The 16922-nt window shown below is 66.1% G+C and carries 24 protein-coding genes; 12 read left to right on the top strand and 12 right to left on the bottom strand.

The window, feature by feature from the left end; translation table 11 throughout:
* Positions 1 to 9 precede the first annotated feature (9 nt).
* The 9 genes from V2L32_RS11020 to V2L32_RS10980 form a co-directional block, all read right to left on the bottom strand.
* Entirely contained in the window at positions 10 to 468 is a 459-nt protein-coding gene (locus tag V2L32_RS11020) for an OsmC family protein (RefSeq protein ID WP_331236542.1), read from the bottom strand.
* Positions 461 to 661: a hypothetical protein gene (locus V2L32_RS11015; RefSeq protein ID WP_331236541.1), complete on the bottom strand. Its 201-nt coding sequence runs from the start codon at positions 659 to 661 to the stop codon at positions 461 to 463. The genes V2L32_RS11020 and V2L32_RS11015 overlap by 8 nt, the downstream gene beginning before the upstream one ends.
* 250 nt (positions 662 to 911) lie before the next feature.
* A complete protein-coding gene (locus V2L32_RS11010; RefSeq protein WP_331236540.1) occupies positions 912 to 1373 on the bottom strand; it encodes a NuoI/complex I 23 kDa subunit family protein in 462 nt (153 codons plus the stop codon).
* Positions 1370 to 2440: a complex I subunit 1/NuoH family protein gene (locus V2L32_RS11005; RefSeq protein WP_331236539.1), complete on the bottom strand. Its 1071-nt coding sequence runs from the start codon at positions 2438 to 2440 to the stop codon at positions 1370 to 1372. The genes V2L32_RS11010 and V2L32_RS11005 overlap by 4 nt, the downstream gene beginning before the upstream one ends.
* On the bottom strand, positions 2437 to 4107 hold the full coding sequence (locus V2L32_RS11000) for an NADH-quinone oxidoreductase subunit D (protein WP_331236538.1): 1671 nt from the start codon (positions 4105 to 4107) through the stop codon (positions 2437 to 2439). The genes V2L32_RS11005 and V2L32_RS11000 overlap by 4 nt, the downstream gene beginning before the upstream one ends.
* Entirely contained in the window at positions 4104 to 4814 is a 711-nt protein-coding gene (locus tag V2L32_RS10995) for an NADH-quinone oxidoreductase subunit B (protein ID WP_331236537.1), read from the bottom strand. Before V2L32_RS10995 ends, V2L32_RS11000 begins: the two co-directional genes overlap by 4 nt.
* Positions 4811 to 5218, bottom strand: a complete 408-nt coding sequence (locus tag V2L32_RS10990; RefSeq protein ID WP_331236536.1) for an NADH-quinone oxidoreductase subunit A — start codon at positions 5216 to 5218, stop codon at positions 4811 to 4813. Before V2L32_RS10990 ends, V2L32_RS10995 begins: the two co-directional genes overlap by 4 nt.
* Positions 5219 to 5310: 92 nt before the next feature.
* Positions 5311 to 5928, bottom strand: a complete 618-nt coding sequence (gene purE, locus V2L32_RS10985; RefSeq protein ID WP_331236535.1) for a 5-(carboxyamino)imidazole ribonucleotide mutase — start codon at positions 5926 to 5928, stop codon at positions 5311 to 5313.
* Positions 5925 to 7079 carry a 5-(carboxyamino)imidazole ribonucleotide synthase gene (locus tag V2L32_RS10980; RefSeq protein WP_331236534.1) on the bottom strand — a complete coding sequence of 385 codons (1155 nt, stop codon included), beginning with the start codon at positions 7077 to 7079 and terminating at the stop codon, positions 5925 to 5927. Before V2L32_RS10980 ends, purE begins: the two co-directional genes overlap by 4 nt.
* An 86-nt stretch (positions 7080 to 7165) precedes the next feature.
* Here V2L32_RS10980 and V2L32_RS10975 point away from each other — a divergent pair, with 86 nt between their 5' ends.
* The 4 genes from V2L32_RS10975 (at position 7166) to V2L32_RS10960 (ending at position 10078) form a co-directional block, all read left to right on the top strand.
* The gene (locus V2L32_RS10975; protein ID WP_331236533.1) at positions 7166 to 7498 is read left to right on the top strand and encodes a hypothetical protein; all 333 of its coding nucleotides are present in this window, start codon (positions 7166 to 7168) and stop codon (positions 7496 to 7498) included.
* 223 nt (positions 7499 to 7721) lie between these two features.
* Positions 7722 to 8498 carry a hypothetical protein gene (locus tag V2L32_RS10970; RefSeq protein ID WP_331236532.1) on the top strand — a complete coding sequence of 259 codons (777 nt, stop codon included), beginning with the start codon at positions 7722 to 7724 and terminating at the stop codon, positions 8496 to 8498.
* Positions 8499 to 8550: 52 nt separating this feature from the next.
* Positions 8551 to 8937, top strand: coding sequence for a hypothetical protein (locus tag V2L32_RS10965; RefSeq protein WP_331236531.1), 387 nt, complete (start codon positions 8551 to 8553; stop codon positions 8935 to 8937).
* Positions 8938 to 8965: 28 nt separating this feature from the next.
* Complete coding sequence (locus V2L32_RS10960; RefSeq protein WP_331236530.1) at positions 8966 to 10078, top strand: hypothetical protein; 1113 nt, start codon at positions 8966 to 8968, stop codon at positions 10076 to 10078.
* A 42-nt stretch (positions 10079 to 10120) separates the two neighbouring features.
* Here V2L32_RS10960 and gvpO read toward each other — a convergent pair whose 3' ends face one another.
* Together gvpO and gvpA are read right to left on the bottom strand one after the other, a co-directional pair.
* Positions 10121 to 10606 (bottom strand): gas vesicle protein GvpO, halophile-type, encoded by a 486-nt coding sequence (gvpO, locus tag V2L32_RS10955; RefSeq protein ID WP_331236529.1) that lies wholly within the window; start codon positions 10604 to 10606, stop codon positions 10121 to 10123.
* Positions 10607 to 10625: 19 nt separating this feature from the next.
* Positions 10626 to 10895 (bottom strand): gas vesicle protein GvpA, encoded by a 270-nt coding sequence (gene gvpA / locus V2L32_RS10950; protein ID WP_331236528.1) that lies wholly within the window; start codon positions 10893 to 10895, stop codon positions 10626 to 10628.
* A gap of 103 nt (positions 10896 to 10998) precedes the next feature.
* Here gvpA and V2L32_RS10945 point away from each other — a divergent pair, with 103 nt between their 5' ends.
* The 8 genes from V2L32_RS10945 to gvpM are packed head-to-tail and all read left to right on the top strand — an operon-like array spanning position 10999 to position 15163.
* Positions 10999 to 11616 (top strand): GvpL/GvpF family gas vesicle protein, encoded by a 618-nt coding sequence (locus V2L32_RS10945; protein ID WP_331236527.1) that lies wholly within the window; start codon positions 10999 to 11001, stop codon positions 11614 to 11616.
* Positions 11616 to 11870: a gas vesicle protein GvpG gene (gvpG, locus tag V2L32_RS10940; protein ID WP_331236526.1), complete on the top strand. Its 255-nt coding sequence runs from the start codon at positions 11616 to 11618 to the stop codon at positions 11868 to 11870. The genes V2L32_RS10945 and gvpG overlap by 1 nt, the downstream gene beginning before the upstream one ends.
* Complete coding sequence (gvpH, locus tag V2L32_RS10935; RefSeq protein WP_331236525.1) at positions 11867 to 12379, top strand: gas vesicle protein GvpH; 513 nt, start codon at positions 11867 to 11869, stop codon at positions 12377 to 12379. Before gvpG ends, gvpH begins: the two co-directional genes overlap by 4 nt.
* Positions 12376 to 13263 carry a hypothetical protein gene (locus tag V2L32_RS10930; RefSeq protein WP_331236524.1) on the top strand — a complete coding sequence of 296 codons (888 nt, stop codon included), beginning with the start codon at positions 12376 to 12378 and terminating at the stop codon, positions 13261 to 13263. The genes gvpH and V2L32_RS10930 overlap by 4 nt, the downstream gene beginning before the upstream one ends.
* On the top strand, positions 13256 to 13693 hold the full coding sequence (gvpJ, locus tag V2L32_RS10925) for a gas vesicle protein GvpJ (protein ID WP_331236523.1): 438 nt from the start codon (positions 13256 to 13258) through the stop codon (positions 13691 to 13693). The genes V2L32_RS10930 and gvpJ overlap by 8 nt, the downstream gene beginning before the upstream one ends.
* On the top strand, positions 13690 to 14019 hold the full coding sequence (gene gvpK, locus V2L32_RS10920; protein WP_331236522.1) for a gas vesicle protein GvpK: 330 nt from the start codon (positions 13690 to 13692) through the stop codon (positions 14017 to 14019). Before gvpJ ends, gvpK begins: the two co-directional genes overlap by 4 nt.
* Positions 14016 to 14864, top strand: coding sequence for a gas vesicle protein GvpL (gvpL, locus tag V2L32_RS10915; protein WP_331236521.1), 849 nt, complete (start codon positions 14016 to 14018; stop codon positions 14862 to 14864). The genes gvpK and gvpL overlap by 4 nt, the downstream gene beginning before the upstream one ends.
* Entirely contained in the window at positions 14864 to 15163 is a 300-nt protein-coding gene (gvpM, locus tag V2L32_RS10910; protein ID WP_331236520.1) for a gas vesicle protein GvpM, read from the top strand. The genes gvpL and gvpM overlap by 1 nt, the downstream gene beginning before the upstream one ends.
* On the opposite strand, the gene V2L32_RS10905 is transcribed toward gvpM, so the two are convergent.
* Positions 15109 to 16890 (bottom strand): flippase activity-associated protein Agl23, encoded by a 1782-nt coding sequence (locus V2L32_RS10905; protein ID WP_331236519.1) that lies wholly within the window; start codon positions 16888 to 16890, stop codon positions 15109 to 15111. The two genes, gvpM and V2L32_RS10905, sit on opposite strands and share 55 nt — an antisense overlap.
* Positions 16891 to 16922: the final 32 nt, after the last annotated feature.

Below are 16922 nucleotides of genomic sequence, written 5' to 3'. Positions count from 1 at the left end.
CGACGCCACTCACACCGCCGATATCGGGAAACACCGCTGTCGCCCGCGCTCGCTACGAGGAGTGGACCCTGACGTCCGGTTCGTTCGGGTGTGCGAGCGTGACGAGCGTGTAGACCGGCGAGCGCAGGTAGTACTTTCGATCCGATCGACCTCCTCGTCGCTCAGGTCGGCGCCGGTCACGTCGACGTCGATCACGAGTTCCTCGAACATCTCCCCGGCACGGTCGGTGTCGTGGATCCCGAACAGCAACCGGAGGTCGACCGGGGCGCGCACGGTCGTGCTCACCTCCTCGACGCCGATCCCCTCGCGGAGCGCGTTGTACGCGATCGTTCCGTTGATACACGCCGTGAGCCCGGCGAGCGCGGCCTCGATCGCCTCGTACCGATCCGTCGGTTCGAGATATCCCATGGCCTCCTCGAGCTCCGGCGGGAGGCCGAACTCGAGGGTGTGATCCCTTTCTTCACCCATCTCCCCGCCGCCGAGCCCCCAAGTCCCCGATGGAGGAGGTCGTTCGGTTCGCGACCTCCTCCGCGGTGCCCGACGCCCGGAACTCGATCGCTGCGTCGCCCGGGTTCTCCGCCACCCAGTCGATGAACCCCATGTACGCGTCGAGGTCGACCCCGTGTTCGGTTCGCTCCCGCCGTGTCGTGTCTACTGCCATCTCGATCACCCGTTCGGAATGAAGCTCTCCGCAAGAATAACCTCGTTGAGTGATATAACCGACCGCTCCCCGGGTTGGCGTAGCCTCCGGACGCTCTGCACCCCGCTCTGGGTCGGTCATCGGTCCGAGCGGACACACGAGGGGAGGCGAGGACGGGGCCGGGAGCGTGGGGAAACCGGCCCGCCGCTCGCAGTGTCCGTGTCGTTCACAGGAAACGGTGGTACGCCCGGCGTAGCCGGGCACGGGCGGCCTACTGGTAGTCGACTTCGCCCTCTCCCTCGCCGATCCACGCGCCGCGGTCGGGCTCGCGCGAGGCCAGCGGGTCGATGTCCTTGTACCAGGGGACGTTCATCAGCTGTTCTTTGTTGTAGACCAGGTCGTCTTTCGTGTCGCCGGTGAACTCGAAGTTCTGGGTGAGCAGGATCGCGTCGACCGGACAGACCTCCTCACAGAGCCGGCAGTAGATGCACTGGCCGATGTGGAGGTTGTACTGCTCGCCCTCGCGCTTTTCGTTCGTGACGATCTGGATCGTGTCGTTCGGACAGACGTTCTCGCACTGGCGACACCAGATACAGCGCTCCTGGCTGAACTTGTGGACGCCGCGGAACCGGGGGCTCACCTCCGGCGGGACGTCCGGGTACTCGACGGTGAACGTGTTCCCGTCCAGTGCGTGTTTCATCGTCGTTGCCATCGATTTGAGTAGTCCTATCATACGACGAACACCCCCACGATCACGGCCGTGAGCAACAGGTTCGCGAACGAGAGCACCAACATCCCCTTCCAGCCGATCTCGATCATCTGATCGATGCGCACCCTGGGCAGCGCCGAGCGCAGCCACTGGGTGAACAGGAAGAACGCCCAGATCTTGATGATGAACCAGACGATCCCCGGGAGGACGGGTCCGGCCGGCCCGCCGAGGAAGATGGTCGTGATGATCGCGGCCCCGAGGAAGATGTGGAGGAACTCCCCGAGGTAGATCAGCACGAAGTATACGGACGAATACTCGGTCTGGTAGCCGGCGATGATCTCCGTCGGCGCCTCGGGCGTGTCGAACGGGTTGCGTCCGATCTCGGCCATGTTCGCGGCGACGAACAGCACGAACGCGAACGGGTTGACGATCGCGAACCACGCGGGGATGCCGATCCCGGCGACGGTGAACAGCGCCTGCTGCTGTGCCTCGACGATGCCGGACATCTGGAGCGTCCCGGCGAAGATCACCACGGAGGCCCCGGTGACGATCAGCGGGATCTCGTAGGCGATGTTCTGTGCCACGGCACGGAGGCCACCGAGCATCGAGTACTTGTTCGACGAGGCGTAGCCGGCCATCACCATGCCGACGGAGGCGATCGATGCGATCGCGAAGACGAACGCCAATCCGACCTCGGGATCGGCGAGCTGGATCCCCGAGCCCATCGGGATGACGGCGAAGCCGAGCATCGCCGAGGAGGCGATGACGACCGGCGCGAGGTCGTAGGCGGGTCGGTCGACGTCCTCGGGGATGATCAGCTCCTTCGCGAGCAGTTGGACCGCGCTCGCGACGATGATCAGCAGGCCGAATGGGCCGACGCGGTTGACCGCGATCCGGTCGGTGAACGCGGCGGTGATCTTCCGTTTCGCCCACGGCCCGGCGACGCCGGTCATCGCCAGCATCAGGTTGCCAACGAAGAACGCCGCGAGGAACGCCGCGATCAGGTCGCCGAGGACACCCAACTGGCCGAGGCCGGTCAGCTCCGCGATCGTATCGGGCAACAACACCGCCTCGAAGGGTAGCGGATTCATCGGTCGACCTCACCGAGGATGATGTCGAGACTGCCCAAGGAGGCGATCAGGTCGGCGACGTACTCGCCTTCGGACATCTCACCGAGCGTCGAGAGGTTACAGAAACACGGACTGCGGATCTTGAATCGCGCGGGTTTCGCCGTCCCGTCCGAGCGCATGTAGATCCCGAGTTCGCCCTTCGCCGCTTCGACGCCGCGGTAGACCTCGGTGTCGGGATCGGGTTTCAGGGTCCTCGGCACGTTCGACTGGATCTCTCGGTCCTCCTCGGGCCAGTCCTCGAGCAGGTCGATACACTGCTCGACGATCTTCGCCGACTCCTCGACCTCGCGCATCCGGACGAGCAGGCGCGAGTAGTTGTCACAGCCGTGTTCGACGGCGACCTCCCAGTCGAGTTCGTCGTAGTAGCCGTAGGGGTCGTCGCGCCGGAGGTCCATGTCGACGCCGGAGGCGCGGGCGACCGGCCCCGTCGCGCCGTACTGTTTGACGGCCTCCGGCGGGAGGATGCCCGTTCCGACGGTTCTGATCTGGAAGATCTCGTTGGAGGTGATCAGGTCGTGGTACTCTTGGGTCGCGACCGGGAGGTCCTCGAGGAAGTCACGCGTCTTCTCGAAGAACTCCTCTCGCGGTTCGGGGAGGTCCCAGGCAATCCCGCCCAGACGGAGGTAGTTGAACATCATCCGCTGGCCGGTGAGGTCCTCGAGGATCGACTGGAGCTTCTCGCGGTCGCGCATCGCGTACATGAAGATGGCGGTGAAATCCCCGTAGATGTCGAGACAGAACGTCCCGAGCGCGAGCATGTGCGAGCACATCCGACAGAGCTCCGCGCCCATCGTCCGAATCACCTGCGCGTACTCGGGCACCTCGATGTCCGCCAGGTCCTCGACCGCGCGGGCGTAGGCCCACTCGTTCATCAGCCCGCCGGGGGCGTAGTCCCAGCGGTCGGGGTAGGGCATGATCTGGTGGCGGTACGTGCTGCTCTGGCACATCTGCTCCTCACACCGGTGTAAGTAGCCGATGTCCGGGTCGACGTCGACGACCTGCTCGCCGTCGAGCACCGCCTTCAGGTGTAACACGCCGTGGGTCGCCGGGTGGTGGGGCCCGATGTTGATGAACATCGTGTCGGACTCGGCGTCGCGGTAGTCCTCCTCGATCGGGTTGACGTGCTCTCTGTACGGGACGATCTGTGGCTTGTCCTGGTCGTAGTCCTGCCCGAGCGGGTGGCCCTGCCAGGTCTCGGGGAGCAGGATCCGTCGGAGGTCGGGATGCCCCTCGTACTCGATGCCGACCAGGTCGTACGCCTCGCGTTCGTGCCAGTCGGCGGTCTTGTAGACCGGCGCGGCGGTCTCGCTGACCGGCTCGTCGCGCGGGACGGGGACGACGATACCGACCTCCTGGGTCGGGTCGGCGTACTTCTTCAGGTGGTAGATCGACTCGTACCTGTCTTCGTACTCCTGGGCGGTGACACACGAGAGGTAGTCGAAGCCCGCCTCGTCCCGAAGCAGGTACAGCACGTCCTGGACCTCGTCCGGTCGAATGACGAACGCCTCGGCGTTCAGGTGTGATTCCCGACCGAGGACGTGGTCGCCGAGCAACGACGCGAGCGCGTCGTAGTCGACCCCCTCGTCGGTGACGTACGCGGACTCCGGCTGTGGTTCTTCGAGGCTCATGGTGAATCCGCCCAGTTGTACCGCATGACGAGGTCCTCCTCGTCGAGTTGGTTCGCGAGCTTCTCGACGACCTCGTCCTGTTCCAAGTCGCCGAACGGCTCGAGTTCGTAGGGTTTGACGACCACTGGAGAGCTCTCGCCGTTGGCGATCCGCTCCTGGAGTTTGACGACGCCGTAGACGAGCGCTTCGGGTCGGGGCGGACAGCCCGGGACGTGGATGTCGACCGGGATGACCTCCTCGGCGCCCTTCACGACGTTGTAGCCCTCCTGGAACGGCCCGCCGGAGATGGCACACGAGCCCATGTTGACGACGAACTTCGGCTCGGCCATCTGGTCGTAGACGCGCTTCATCCGCGGGGCGAACTTCGAGACGATCGTCCCCGGGATGATGATCGTGTCGGCCTGTCGCGGCGAGGCTCTCGGCACCCCGGAGCCGAACCGGTCGAGGTCGTGTTTCACCGCGTAGGTGTGCATCATCTCGAGGCTGCAGCAGGCGATGCCGAACTGCAGCATGAACATCGAAGAGCCGCGACACCAGTTCAGGAACTGATCGAACTTGGTGAGGATGAACGGGGAGGTGCCGAACGCCTCTCTCAGGGGTGAGTTGAACCGGTTGTCCACCCCCTCGCCCATCCGGGCGTCGCGGGTCTTCGTCTGCGCCGGTTTCCCCTCGATGATTGACTGTCGTGGTGGTTTCTCGCTACTCATGGCTGAATCCTGGTCCGCTTCTCGGGGTGTTCGCTCCTGATCCACTGGACGGCGCCGGTGCGCCACGCCCAGACGAGCGCGGCGACCAGCACGCCGATGAACACCAGCATCGGCCCGAGCGCGTGCAACAGGCCGACCTCCGCGATTGCGTCGGTGTAGATGACCACCCACGGGAAGATGAACGCGGTCTCGATGTCGAAGACGACGAAGAGCAACGCGACCATGTAGTACTGGATGTTGAACCGGATCCGGGTCGTCCCCGTCGGCACCTCGCCGCTCTCGTAGGTGCTCCGTTTGCCCTGCTCGGGGACCGACGGCCGGAGCAGCGCCGATACCACCATCATCCCGACGGGTATCAGCACCGCGACGAACGCCAACGCCCCGACTGCGATCCACTCGCTCATACAATCGTCCGAGGGTTGGGAAGCCACCTACATAAGGGTTGATTCTCGCCCCGTCGGCCGGTTGAGCACGTTCGGTTCCACCGCTCCGAGGCTCACTCGCGCTCGGCTCTGAACCGTTCGATCCCCCGCTCGTGGAGTTCGCGCGAGACACTGGCGACACCCTCGCGAAGGTCGGCGTGATAGGTTTCGAGGCGCTCTCGGAGTTCGTCGTGCTCGCGGGCGAGGATCTGCACCGCAGACAGCGCCGCGTTGTGCGATTTCCCTGCGTCGACCGCGACGATCGGCGCGCCCGTCGGCATCCCGATCACCGAGTCGACCGACTTCTCTTGGACCGGGACACCGATCACTGGCAGCGGGAAGGCGATCGAGGCGGTCATGTTCGGCAGGTCGGCGGACTTGCCGCCCGCGCCCGCGACGATCACGTCTAGCCCCCGATCGGCCGCCGTCTCCGCGTACGCGTACATGAGATCGGGGGTTCGGTGTGCGGAGACGACGTACGTCTCGAACGAAAAGCGCTCGTCCGGTGGCTCCTCGACGCTCGTTTGCTCGGCGAATCCCAGCTCAACGAGCGCCTCGTACGCCCCGACCATCACGTCGAGGTCGGAGTCGCTGCCCATCACGATCCCGATCTCGGGGGTCTCCTCGTTCGGGGCGCTTCGATCCGCCTCCGCTCGCAACTCCTCTACCAGTTTCGAGACGGCGTCGCTCATGGCTCGAACTCCAGGCGCTCTCGGCAAGAGCGTGCCGTTTCAAGCAGTGCGTCGGAGCCCTCGGAGTCGGCCTCGAGTACCGTCACGTGCCCCATCTTCCGCAGGTCGCGAACCTCCCGTTTCCCGTACCAGTGGAGGTGAGCGTTCGGCTCCGCGAGCAGCTCAGAAACCCCGTCGAGCCGCGCCTCACGCGACGGTGCGTCGCCGAGCAGGTTCGCGGAGACGGTCGTCTTCTGTACCTCGGTCGGTCCGAGTGGGAGCCCCAGCACCGCACGAACGTGGTTCTCGAACTGTGAGGTGCGAGCGCCTTCGATCGTCCAGTGTCCGGAGTTGTGCGGCCGCGGCGCGATCTCGTTGACGAGAATCTCGCCCTCCTCGGTCTCGAACAGTTCGATCCCGTAGGTCCCACGGCCGTCCATCAGCGCGAGCACCTCGCGGGCGACCCGCTGTGCACGTTCTCGCACCTCGTCACTCGTCCGGGCGGGGACGACCGTCTCCCGCAGTATCTCCTCCTCGTGGACGTTCTCGCCCGCGACGTACGTGCGGGTCTCGTCGCTTCCCTTCACCCCGATCACCGAGAGTTCGCGTACGAACGGGACGAACGCCTCGACCATCGCGTCGGTGCCGAGGTCGGCGAGCACGCCCTCGGCGTCGTCGGGGTTCTCGATCGGGAGGTTGCCCCGCCCGTCGTAGCCTCCTCTGCGAGCTTTCACCATCGCGGGCGTCCCGAGCTCCGAGAGCGCCTCGCGGAGTTCCTCGGTGCTTCCGACGGCGCGGAACTCCGGGACCGCGACCCCGGCGGCGGCGAGCGCGCGCTTCTGGACGAGTTTGTCCTGGATCAGCCGGAGGGTGTCGGGCGAGGGCTGAACCGGAACTCCAGCGTCCTCGGCGATCCGTTCCATCACGTCCGGGTCGGCGAGTTCGATCTCGAAGGTGAGCGCGTCCGAGCGCTCGGCGAGCTCTCGAATGCCCTCTTCGTCGTCGAAGCTCCCGACGACCTGGTCCCTGGCGACCGGATACGCCGGACACTCGGGGGTCGGGTCGAGGACGACGAGCGAGACGCCGAGCGGCGAGGCGGCCTCGGCGAGCATCCGGCCGAGCTGGCCGCCGCCGACGACCCCGAGTGTCGGACTGGAGGCGGTGAGCTGCATGGCGGGCGTTCTCCGGAGGATCGAATAAGCGTTCGCGTTCGACCGCTGGGGGTGTCCTTAAGCGTCCGCTCGCCCTCTTCCTCTCAATGAGTGAACCCGAAGCGCGACTCCCGTGGATGGAGGAGCCGTTACCGATCGACGAGGCCGTCGAGGCGCTCGCACAGACGAGCGAGGAGGACGCGGAGGAGGTCGAACGCCTCGAGGAACGCGTCTCGAACCTCGAGGCCCGCCTCGCCGCGCTCGAGGACGGCACCGGCGTCGACTGTCCCTCCTGCGAGGACGGCGAGGTGCTGAAGTCGGGCGTCGCGGCGGCGAAACTCGTCCGGGAGGGCTCGCTCTCGGAGTCGAACGTCGGGGCGCTGAACCAGGAGTCACACGTCTGTCTCGACTGCGGCGAGTCGTTCACGCCCGAACCGTAGTCGCATCTCCCCGGACCGTCCCATCGGGGTCGGCCGGGACCTTCCGTTCGCCGCGGCGGTGAGCACGCCCCCAGTGACGTCTCGGTCAGACCCCGAGTTGCTCTGTGTTTCGGTGGCGTGACAGCTCTCCCGAGACCCTACATCAGTCGTCCCGGTACCCCGTATCACCGCTCTCGCAGGTGCGTGGCCCCTTTTTATTCTCCGAGGGATGGATGTCTCCCGTATGGATCGTACCTACGGCAGCGACCGCGACGACAGCGACGAGCAGCCAGCCGCCGTCCGCGTCCTGCTGACCGACGGTGGGGAGGACGAACTCGATGAGGACGAAGAGGACGAAGAAGACGAAGACGAAGACGACGAAGAGGAGGAAGAAGACGACGAGGAAGAAGACGAAGACGACGAGGAAGAAGACGAAGACGACGAGGAAGAAGACGAAGACGACGAGGAAGAAGACGAAGACGACGAGGAAGAAGACGAAGACGACGAGGAAGAAGACGAAGACGACGAGGAAGAGCGCTGTCCGGTGCTCTTTCTCAACCTCGATGGGCTCTTCCTCGATCTCCTCGGTCTGGAGGTCGATCTGGACACGGTCACCCTCGACATCTCGGCGGTGCCGGGGCCCAACAACCTGCTCGGGAACCTCCTCTGTTCGGTAACCGGTCTGCTCGACGGCGGCTTGGACCTGGGAGGTCTGCTCGGGATCGACGACCTGCTCGGCGATAACGGGCTGCTCGGCGGCGGGGGCGAGGACGAGGACGGAGAGGGCATCGGCCTCCCCGGTCTTCCGGAGTTCCCCGATCTGGACCTCGGCGAGCGGATCCGGTCGTTCGCGAGCGCGATCGCTGAGCGACTCCGCAACTTCCTCGGAAGCGTCGTGGAGGAACTGCCGCTCGAGGATCTGCTCACGCAGTTCATCCAGGCGCTGGTGAGTCAGCTCCTCGACAGCGGGGACGAAGACGGAGAGAACGGCGACGGCGACGACGGCGAGGCGGCAGCGTAACTAATCGGACGTTTTCACACATATCATGAGCGACACATCACTCGTCGAAAGTATGGACACCGAAAAACTGCTTGAGAGCGTCGACTACGACGAACTGTTCGAAGGAACCCAGCTCGAAGGGGAGATCGATACCTCGGGTGAGGGGTCGGTCGCAGAGGAGATCGGTGGTGCGATCGGGGCGTTCGTCGGCCGCCGTCTCGGCGAGATGCTCGCCCGGCAGATCGAGGAGGCCGTCAGAGACGCCCTCAGTGAGGATGAGGAGGAGGAAGACGAAGACGACGAAGACGACGAAGAAGAGGGGGAGACGGGCGACGAGGAAAGCGAAGACGAAGAAGAAGACGAATACGAGGACGAGGAAAGCGAAGTCGAGGACGAAGCGGAGGACGGGGACGCCGGCGAGGGCGAGGAAGCCGACGAAGACGACTCCTCGGAGGAGTAGCGCGCGCTACCCGTCCACTTACTGAATCATGAGCGACACACCCGATTCGGACGATACCGACACCGACGCACTGCTAGAGAACATCGACCACGAGGAGTTGCTCGAGGACACGCCGCTGGAGGGGGAGTTCGACACGTCCGATGAGGGGTCGACCGCCGAGATGGTCGGTGGCGCGATCGGGGCGTTCGTCGGCCGCCGTCTCGGCGAGATGCTCGCCCGGCAGATCGAGGAGGCCGTCAGAGACGCCCTCAGTGAGGATGAGGAGGAGGAAGACGAAGACGAGGAAGAAGAGGGAGAGACGGGCGACGAAGACGAAGACGAGGAAAGCAAAGACGACGACGAGGAAAGCGAAGACGACGACGAGGAAAGCGAAGGCGAAGACGAGGAGGAAGAAACGGACGAGGAAGAGAGCGACGACGAGACGGACGAGGATGAAGAAGCGGACGGAGAGGACGACGACGCGGATGACAGCGACGAAGAGAGCGAGAGCGGGGACTCTCTCGGCAACCAGATCGGTCGGGCTATCAAAGAGGGGCTCGCCGGCGACGAGTCGGACGCCGAGGAGACAGGAGAGGAGGAAGAAGCAGAGGAGGAAGGGGAATCACCTGACGACGAAGAGGACGACTCGGACGAGTCAGAGGACGAAGACGGGAAAGAGAAAGAAGACGAAGACGAGGAAGACGCGGATGAGGGCGAAGAGGACGAAGAAGACGAGGACGAAGAAGACGAGGACGAAGAAGACGAGGACGAAGAGGATGTGGATCTCGAGGATTCATCCGAAGGAGAGGAGGAACAGGACGAGACCGAGGAAGAAGAAGAGAGTGACGGAACCGAAGACGGCGACGAGGAGGACGAGGAGAACGGAGACGACGAGGGAGACGAGTCAGAGGACGAAGAGACGGAGGAACCCGAGGGTGAGGAGGAGTCCGACGGAGAGGACGAAGACGAAGAAGAGACGGGCGACGAGGGAGAAGACGACGAGAGCGAGGAGGACGAAGACGACCGTCCGGAGTCGATCGAGGAGTTAGAGGAGCTCTCCTACCGAGAGCTCCAGTCGCTCGCGAAGGAGGAGGGCGTGAAGGCGAACCTGGCCCACGAGGAGATGGCCGAGGAGCTGGCGTCGGCGCTCGACCTGGAGTAGCCGCCGCTGTGGGACGTAATCCTTTGAAGAACGGACGGCCGCTCAGATGTCCTGTTCCATGTCGCCGCGACGGTAGCGATGCGTCCGGCGGTAGCCGGTGATCGTCTCCGGGTCGTCGAGCGTGATCTCGTAGCGACCGATGATGTCCTGGGTGTCGGGGATGGCGCTTCGCTCGATGACCTCGACGGCCGCGAGCCAGTTCTCCTCCTCCTCGTCGCCGACGCGTTCGACGCTCACGACGCTCACGAGCGGTCTGCCGATCAGCTTCTCGGCGACGGCGCCGACCTTGTTTCGGACCCGCCCCAGGTCGCTCTCTCCTACGTCACAGTCGTTCGAATCTTCGCTCACGTGTTGGTCTCCTCCGTCGTCGTGTTCGGTGGTCTCACCGTCGTCTGACTCCCCCTCGACCGTCTCGTCGTCCGGGCCGTGCTGGTAACAGAAGCCGTCGTCGTCGATGGCCTCGCGCGTACACCGGTCGCCGCTCCCGGTGAGCGCTCGACACTGCGACTGGTCGGCCGTTTCTGCCATTCGAATCCGGATTCGGCGCTTACTCGGCCGAGCCCGAGGCGGTGGCTTCGATCTCGAGCTCCTCGAGCTCCTCGATGTCGCCTTCCTCCTCCGCCTGTTCTATCTTCGATATGTTCTCCGCGTAGTGCAGGAACGTGTCGACGGAGGCGATGACGATCCGCGCCTCCACGGTGAGGATCTCGATCCCGACGAGCGAGACGCGCGCCCAGATGTCGATCACGCAGCCCTTGTCGAGGATTCGGTCGAGGACTTCGGCCAGACTCGATGTCGTCGGTCGTGTTGATGCCATTCGCTTCGACGTGAGCGCGCCGGGTTAGTGATACTGCGGCCTGCTCCCGCAGGCACACCCTTGTTCCGCTTCGCTCTCCCAGCACGAGTAACGAGTTGGGGGTATGACTACAGACGCACTCTACACGTACGGCGTCATCGAGCGCGAGGACGCCGAGTTCGACGTGACCGGGGTCGAAGGGGTCGATCGCGCCTACACGGTCGACTACCGGACGCTCTCGGCGGTCGTCTCCGAGATCGGGACGCTCGAACCGGAGGAGACCGACGAGAACTCGCGCGCGCACGACGACGTGCTCCAGACGGTGATCGAGGGTCGCACGGTCGTCCCGATGCGCTTCGGGATGGCGTTCAAGAACGAGGCGACGCTCAAGAGCGTTCTCAGGGGGGCACGACCCGCCTTCACCCGCGCGCTCCGGGAGGTCGACGGTGCGCTCGAACTCGGGCTGAAGCTCGTCGAACGCGAGGGGGCGACGGTCGATCGGGAGGCGGTCGGCGAGGATGTCGCGGACCGCCTCGATCATCGGGCGCGATCGGTCGTCGAGAACGACCTGTTCAGCGACCGCCTCGTGCTCAACCGATCCTACCTGGTCGACCGGAGCGAACGCGAGGGGTTCGACGACGCGATCGCCGAGATCGACGAGGCCTACGACGACCTGATCGTCCAGTACACGGGGCCGTGGGCGCCGTACAACTTCGTCGACATCGAGATCGGAGGCCAGTAGTGTTCCTCCTCGACGACCTGTTCGTCCGGCCGTTCGTCTCCGTGCTCGACGCGCTGCACGCGATGGCGCTCGAGGAGCTCTACGACGTGGGCGGGATCAGAGACGAGCTGAAGGAGAACCAGCTGCTGTACGAGATCGGGGAGATCGACGAGGAGCGGTACAGGGAGCGAAAGGAGGCGCTCAGAGAGGAGCTGCGCGTCGCGGAGGCGGTCCACGACCAGCTACGGAACAAGACGATCGAGGTGAACACATGAGTGACCCAGAGGAGAACGAACGCGAGGGACGGGGTGTCCTCGACGTGCTCAGACACGTCGTCGACACGCTCGTCGAGATGGAGCGAGCGGGTGAAACACGCGGGTCGGGCCACGGGACGACCTCGAGGGGTGTCCGGACCGACTACGGGTTCGACGCGAAGATCGGCGCACGCCCCGACCCCGACAGCCTCTGGGACCGCCTCGGGGTCGAGGGATCCGAGGAGCGGGATGCGACCCGCGAGCCGGGACTGGGGGACGAGACACGCGAAGAGTACCTCGTGGACGTCCGGAGCGACGACGACGGCTTCGTCGTGCTCGCGGACCTGCCACGGGCGACCGCCGAGAGCGTCACCGCGGGCGTCGATTCGAGGAACCGCCTCGTGATCGGGATCGACGACGAGGTGGTCGAGCGGATCCCGATTGGCGACGCGGAGATCATCGCGGCCGACACGACGTTCAGAAACGGCGTTCTGGAGGTCCGTCTCCGGACCGAGGTGGGAGAGCGATGAGCGAGACCGAGACCGAGGTCAAGTCGATCCTCGGCCGGCTCGACGAGCTGGTCCCGGGGATCAGGGACGGCCTGAAACGGCTGAAGACGGCGATCGTCGAGAACAGCGACGACGAGGAGCTGATCGAAACGGCGGAGAACCTCTGGGAGATCGTCGACGAGACCGAGGACGTCCTGGAGGCGCTCGACCTGGAGGAGATTCCGGACGTGATCGACGTGGACGAGTTGCCCGACGCGGTCGACGTCGAGGACATCCCCGACGCGCTCGGATCGGACGATCCCGGGGAGGCGATCGACCTCTCGGACCTGAAGGAGGCGATCCGTTTCCGCGAGCTCTGGGAGGTCGCCGACATCGGGGAGCTCCGCGAGGAACAGGAGGAGCTCGAGGAGGCGGTCGACGACGTCACCGACGACGAGGAGCTCGTCGGGGACGACGACGATGACGGCGATAGCCTCCTCGACATGGGACTCGGGGGCCAGGGCGCGCACATGCAGTTCGATCCCGACGACCGTCAGGAGGCGATCAGGGGGCTGATCGAGGAGGCCGTCAGCGGGTTCCGCGCCGCGCTGCTCGACACCCACGACACGCTCCGGCTGCTCTGGGAGTTCAACAACGAGAAGCTCGGCGGGCGCGAGTCGCTGAACCCGACGGCGGTCTCGACGATGCCCCGGGGACCGATCCCGGACTCGGCCTCGACGCGTCACTCGACGGTGCCCTCGCAGGTGCGGTACTCGCGGGCGCAGAACCCCCGTCGGATCTACGGCAAGCGCTTCGAGGACGCCGAGGGCGGCGTGATCTTCGACGAGGAGGACGACGAGGAAACGGAGGACGGGGAGGCCGACGCGAACGGAGACACGGCCGAGGAGGTCGAGAACGATGGCTGACGGACCCGGCCCGGTGCGCGACAAGAGCGACCTCGCCGACGTCCTCGAGATGATCCTCGACAAGGGGATCGTCATCAACGCCGACATCGCGGTGACGGTCGGCCAGACCGAACTGCTGGGGATCGAACTCCGGGCGGCGATCGCCTCGTTCGAGACCGCCGCGGAGTACGGCCTCGCCTTCCCGAGCGGCACCGACATGCGCCGGGTCGAGCAGGCCTCGGGACGCGAGCCGCTGGAGGAGGGCGAGGTCGACCTCGGGATCGGTGCCGCTCGACGGGGACCGACCACGCACCCGACGAAACGTCCGAATCCCAAACCCCCTGCGGTCGGCGTGAAGGCGACGGCGTACGGGGAGTCAGAGGATGAGGAGGGCTCTGACTCCGCCGAGGAGACGAGCCCCGAGGAATCGGACGGGGACGACGATTCGTGAGGCGGATCGACCTCGGCGAGGGCGAGGACGCGGACGAGAGCAGTGCGGCGTCGGGACTGCTCGCGCTCGTCGTGGCCGTCGTCGAGTTGCTCGTCGAGGCGATGGAGCGCGAGGCGATCCGACGGATGGAGTCGGGATCGCTCGCACCCGAAGAGATCGACCGCCTCGGCACGCAGCTGCTCGCGATCGAGGAGGAGATCGAGCGGATCAAAGAACGGGAGAACCTCGGGCGGGACGTCGACCGGCTGCGCGGCGACCTGGACGACCTGCTCTCGGAGGGGATCGACCGGATCGTCGCAGACGAACGGGAGGGGCTCGAGCCGTGACCGACGACGAACCCGGCGAGGAAGCGACCGACGGGAGTGAGCCGCCCTCGTTCGAGGAGGGGCGGTACCTGTTCTGTGCGGTCTCGGTCGAGGGCTCCGAGGAGGAGTTCACGGCGGACGGCATCGAAGGCGGGCCGGTCTCGATCGTCGAACGTGACGGGATCGGAGCGGTCGTCCAGCAGGTCGGTTCGCTGTTCGACTCCGGGGAGATGGAGGTGGTGAAACGCTGGCTGCTCGACCACCAGCGCGTGGTCGACGAAGCCGGCGAGGCGTTCGGAACCCCGATCCCGTTCCGGTTCGACACGATCGTCACGGGCGAGGACGAGGCGGTCCGCGGGTGGCTCGCGGAGAACGATACCGATCTCCGAGCGGCGCTCGACTCGCTCTCGGGCCGGTGGGAGTACCGGATCGACCTTCAGTGGGACGAATCGATCGTCCGATCGGAGGCCGAGGAGGACGAGGAGCTGCGCTCGCTCGCCGACCGGATCGACGCGGCGAACGAGGGGACCGCCCACCTGCTCGGGAAACAGTACGAGCGACAGGTCTCCTCGAGGGTAGGAGAGCGCCGCTCGGCCCTCGCCGATCGACTCGTCGACCGGCTGGCCGAACACGCCCACGAGATAGAGGTACTCGAACGGCGGCCCGCGGTCGTCGACGCCGCGAGCGGTGTCGGGAAGGAGCGGGGCGATTCGGTCGTCCGGGTGAGCCTCCTCGCCGACGAGGCGAGCGAGGGCGCGATCGGAGACGTGCTGGAGGAGTTCGCCGCGGAGGCCCACCTCTCGGTCAGCTACACCGGTCCGTGGCCGCCGTACTCGCACGCGCCGGCGATCGGGGGTGCGGAGTGATGGAGCCGACCAGAGAGCGCGATCACGCGATCGTCGACCTGCTGGACGTGTTACTGACCGAGGGCGTGATCTTGCAGGCGGACGTGATCGTGACGGTCGCGGACATCCCGTTGATCGGCATCAACCTCCGGGCGGCGATCGCGGGGATGGAGACGATGACCGAGTACGGGATCTTCGCCGACTGGGACGGGGAGATCCGCGCGCGAGAGGACAGCGGCCGGACGGTCGAGCGGATCGAGTCGACTCAGTCGGACTCGGCGGCCGAGTCGACATCGGAGTCCTCGGACTCGGAGACGTAGATCACGACCTCCGAGTAGGACCGTCCCTCGCTCGCCCAGAGCCGTGTCTCGTAGGTCGCGGAGTCGTACCCCACGAGTCGTTCGTCGAGCGTCTCGCGCTCGCTCGCCGGGCCGATTACGACCGCGGGCTCTCCCGCGAGCAGGTCGTCCAGGTCGTCGGGATCGTCGGTGCTCTCCGTTCCCTCGGGACCGATCCCGACGACCGCCGCGTACCACGGCATCGGGAGCCGATGATACCAGTTACCCGCCTCGGGGTCCCCGATCGGCTTCACACTCGCTGCGCGTTCGTCCTCTAGAGCCAGGTCCTCGCCGTAGTAGACGAGAGCGAGGTCGCCCTCGCTTCGTTCGACCGCGCGCTCCATCGCCCCGACGCGATCCCCGATCTCGCCGGCCGGCTGTGCGTACTGGACGAGCGGGTTCTCTCGGCTCTGCTCGTTCGCGTAGACGCTCGTCGCGGCGACGGCCCCGATCTGCGCACCGCAGAGGAGGAGGACGACCCCGGCGACCGCCGCCCTGGTGTGGTCTCCCGCGGCGAGGGAGGTCCGGCCGAGCCGGTAGAGCCACGCGCTTCCGACCGCGGCGGGGACACAGAGCGGGACGATCGCGTGAACCGGCGTCCACGGCGAGAGGATGTCCATCGCGAGCGGATAGCCAGGGATACTCACGAGCCCCCAGTAGGTACATACGGCGACGAGATCTCGGGGTTCTCGGTACAGAAACTCGACGGCGATCCCGACGAGCGCGAGCGCACAGACCACCAGTGCGCCCTCCCACATCGTCTCCGCGAAGAAGGCGAGCGCGTCGGCGTACGCCGGCTCGTCCTGCATGTCGCCGGTGACCCAGAGGTCGACCATCGCCTCCCAGCTCTCGACCGTCGCTGCGGCGAGCACGCCCGGGAGCAGGCCTGGGTCGGTACCGAGGCGGTCGATCCCGACGCCCCCCTCGGTACCCGCTCGCGGGGCGTAGAACCAGGCGGTGACGAGGAGGAACGACAGGGCACCGAGCGCGAGGTGGGGCCCCGACGTGTACAGGCCGAGCGCGGTCCGTCTCGCGTACTCGGCCGTCACTCTCACCGGCGATCCCCCCGTCCGGTACGCTCGGATCCAGCGATGAACGAGCAGGAGTCCGAGCGCGCCGATCCAGCAGAGTGGGTAGAGGATCGCGTTTCCCATCGTAGTGAACGCGACGGCGAGCGCGAGCACGCCCGCGTGAAAGTACGCCAGGCGGCCGGTGTCGTACGCACGGACGAACAGCGCGAGCGCCGCGAGCGAGAGCGCCGCGAGGACGACGTCGTTTCGCATGAACCGGGAGTAGTAGAGCAACAGCGGGTTCGCAGCGAGCAGCGCGGCGAGGGCGAGGAGTTCGGCGTCTCGAAGTCTGTCGCGGAGGAGCCACGCGACGACCGGGAGCAGTCCTCCGAGGAGGGCGACGACGAAACGCGAAGCGAGATCGGAGGGGCCGACCGCGGCGAAGACGACTCTGTTCACCTGCGGGAGGAACGGCCCGTGGATGATCGGCTGGTACTCGAAGAAGCCGGTCTCGACGTAGCGGGCGGTCCAGTAGGCGACCCGGGCCTCGTCCCAGTGAGCCGTCCGGCCACCGAGGTTCCAGAGACGGGCGACGAGCGCGAGTGCGGTGATCGCGAGCAGGGCGGCGAATACATCGCGGTCGGTCCCGTCTCGGGAGGTCGGTCGGTTCTCCTCCGTTCGGGGACCCGTCGCCGTCATCACCGGGAGAGGGCCCCGGGGGATTGAAACCC

The organism is Halalkalicoccus sp. CGA53, from assembly GCF_036429475.1.
Lineage (GTDB): Archaea > Halobacteriota > Halobacteria > Halobacteriales > Halalkalicoccaceae > Natronorarus > Natronorarus salvus.
Note: the sequence above shows the minus strand (reverse complement) of the source record. Positions and strands in the feature narration are given on the sequence as shown.

Bases quoted from the DNA above. Each gene is read 5' to 3' on its own strand.
- V2L32_RS11020 (WP_331236542.1), bottom strand. From the start codon at position 468: ATGGGTGAAGAAAGGGATCACACCCTCGAGTTCGGCCTCCCGCCGGAG.
- V2L32_RS11015 (WP_331236541.1), bottom strand. From the start codon at position 661: ATGGCAGTAGACACGACACGGCGGGAGCGAACCGAACACGGGGTCGAC.
- V2L32_RS11010 (WP_331236540.1), bottom strand. From the start codon at position 1,373: ATGATAGGACTACTCAAATCGATGGCAACGACGATGAAACACGCACTG.
- V2L32_RS11005 (WP_331236539.1), bottom strand. From the start codon at position 2,440: ATGAATCCGCTACCCTTCGAGGCGGTGTTGTTGCCCGATACGATCGCG.
- V2L32_RS11000 (WP_331236538.1), bottom strand. From the start codon at position 4,107: ATGAGCCTCGAAGAACCACAGCCGGAGTCCGCGTACGTCACCGACGAG.
- V2L32_RS10995 (WP_331236537.1), bottom strand. From the start codon at position 4,814: ATGAGTAGCGAGAAACCACCACGACAGTCAATCATCGAGGGGAAACCG.
- V2L32_RS10990 (WP_331236536.1), bottom strand. From the start codon at position 5,218: ATGAGCGAGTGGATCGCAGTCGGGGCGTTGGCGTTCGTCGCGGTGCTG.
- purE (WP_331236535.1), bottom strand. From the start codon at position 5,928: ATGAGCGACGCCGTCTCGAAACTGGTAGAGGAGTTGCGAGCGGAGGCG.
- V2L32_RS10980 (WP_331236534.1), bottom strand. From the start codon at position 7,079: ATGCAGCTCACCGCCTCCAGTCCGACACTCGGGGTCGTCGGCGGCGGC.
- V2L32_RS10975 (WP_331236533.1), top strand. From the start codon at position 7,166: ATGAGTGAACCCGAAGCGCGACTCCCGTGGATGGAGGAGCCGTTACCG.
- V2L32_RS10970 (WP_331236532.1), top strand. From the start codon at position 7,722: ATGGATCGTACCTACGGCAGCGACCGCGACGACAGCGACGAGCAGCCA.
- V2L32_RS10965 (WP_331236531.1), top strand. From the start codon at position 8,551: ATGGACACCGAAAAACTGCTTGAGAGCGTCGACTACGACGAACTGTTC.
- V2L32_RS10960 (WP_331236530.1), top strand. From the start codon at position 8,966: ATGAGCGACACACCCGATTCGGACGATACCGACACCGACGCACTGCTA.
- gvpO (WP_331236529.1), bottom strand. From the start codon at position 10,606: ATGGCAGAAACGGCCGACCAGTCGCAGTGTCGAGCGCTCACCGGGAGC.
- gvpA (WP_331236528.1), bottom strand. From the start codon at position 10,895: ATGGCATCAACACGACCGACGACATCGAGTCTGGCCGAAGTCCTCGAC.
- V2L32_RS10945 (WP_331236527.1), top strand. From the start codon at position 10,999: ATGACTACAGACGCACTCTACACGTACGGCGTCATCGAGCGCGAGGAC.
- gvpH (WP_331236525.1), top strand. From the start codon at position 11,867: ATGAGTGACCCAGAGGAGAACGAACGCGAGGGACGGGGTGTCCTCGAC.
- V2L32_RS10930 (WP_331236524.1), top strand. From the start codon at position 12,376: ATGAGCGAGACCGAGACCGAGGTCAAGTCGATCCTCGGCCGGCTCGAC.
- gvpJ (WP_331236523.1), top strand. From the start codon at position 13,256: ATGGCTGACGGACCCGGCCCGGTGCGCGACAAGAGCGACCTCGCCGAC.
- gvpM (WP_331236520.1), top strand. From the start codon at position 14,864: ATGGAGCCGACCAGAGAGCGCGATCACGCGATCGTCGACCTGCTGGAC.
- V2L32_RS10905 (WP_331236519.1), bottom strand. From the start codon at position 16,890: ATGACGGCGACGGGTCCCCGAACGGAGGAGAACCGACCGACCTCCCGA.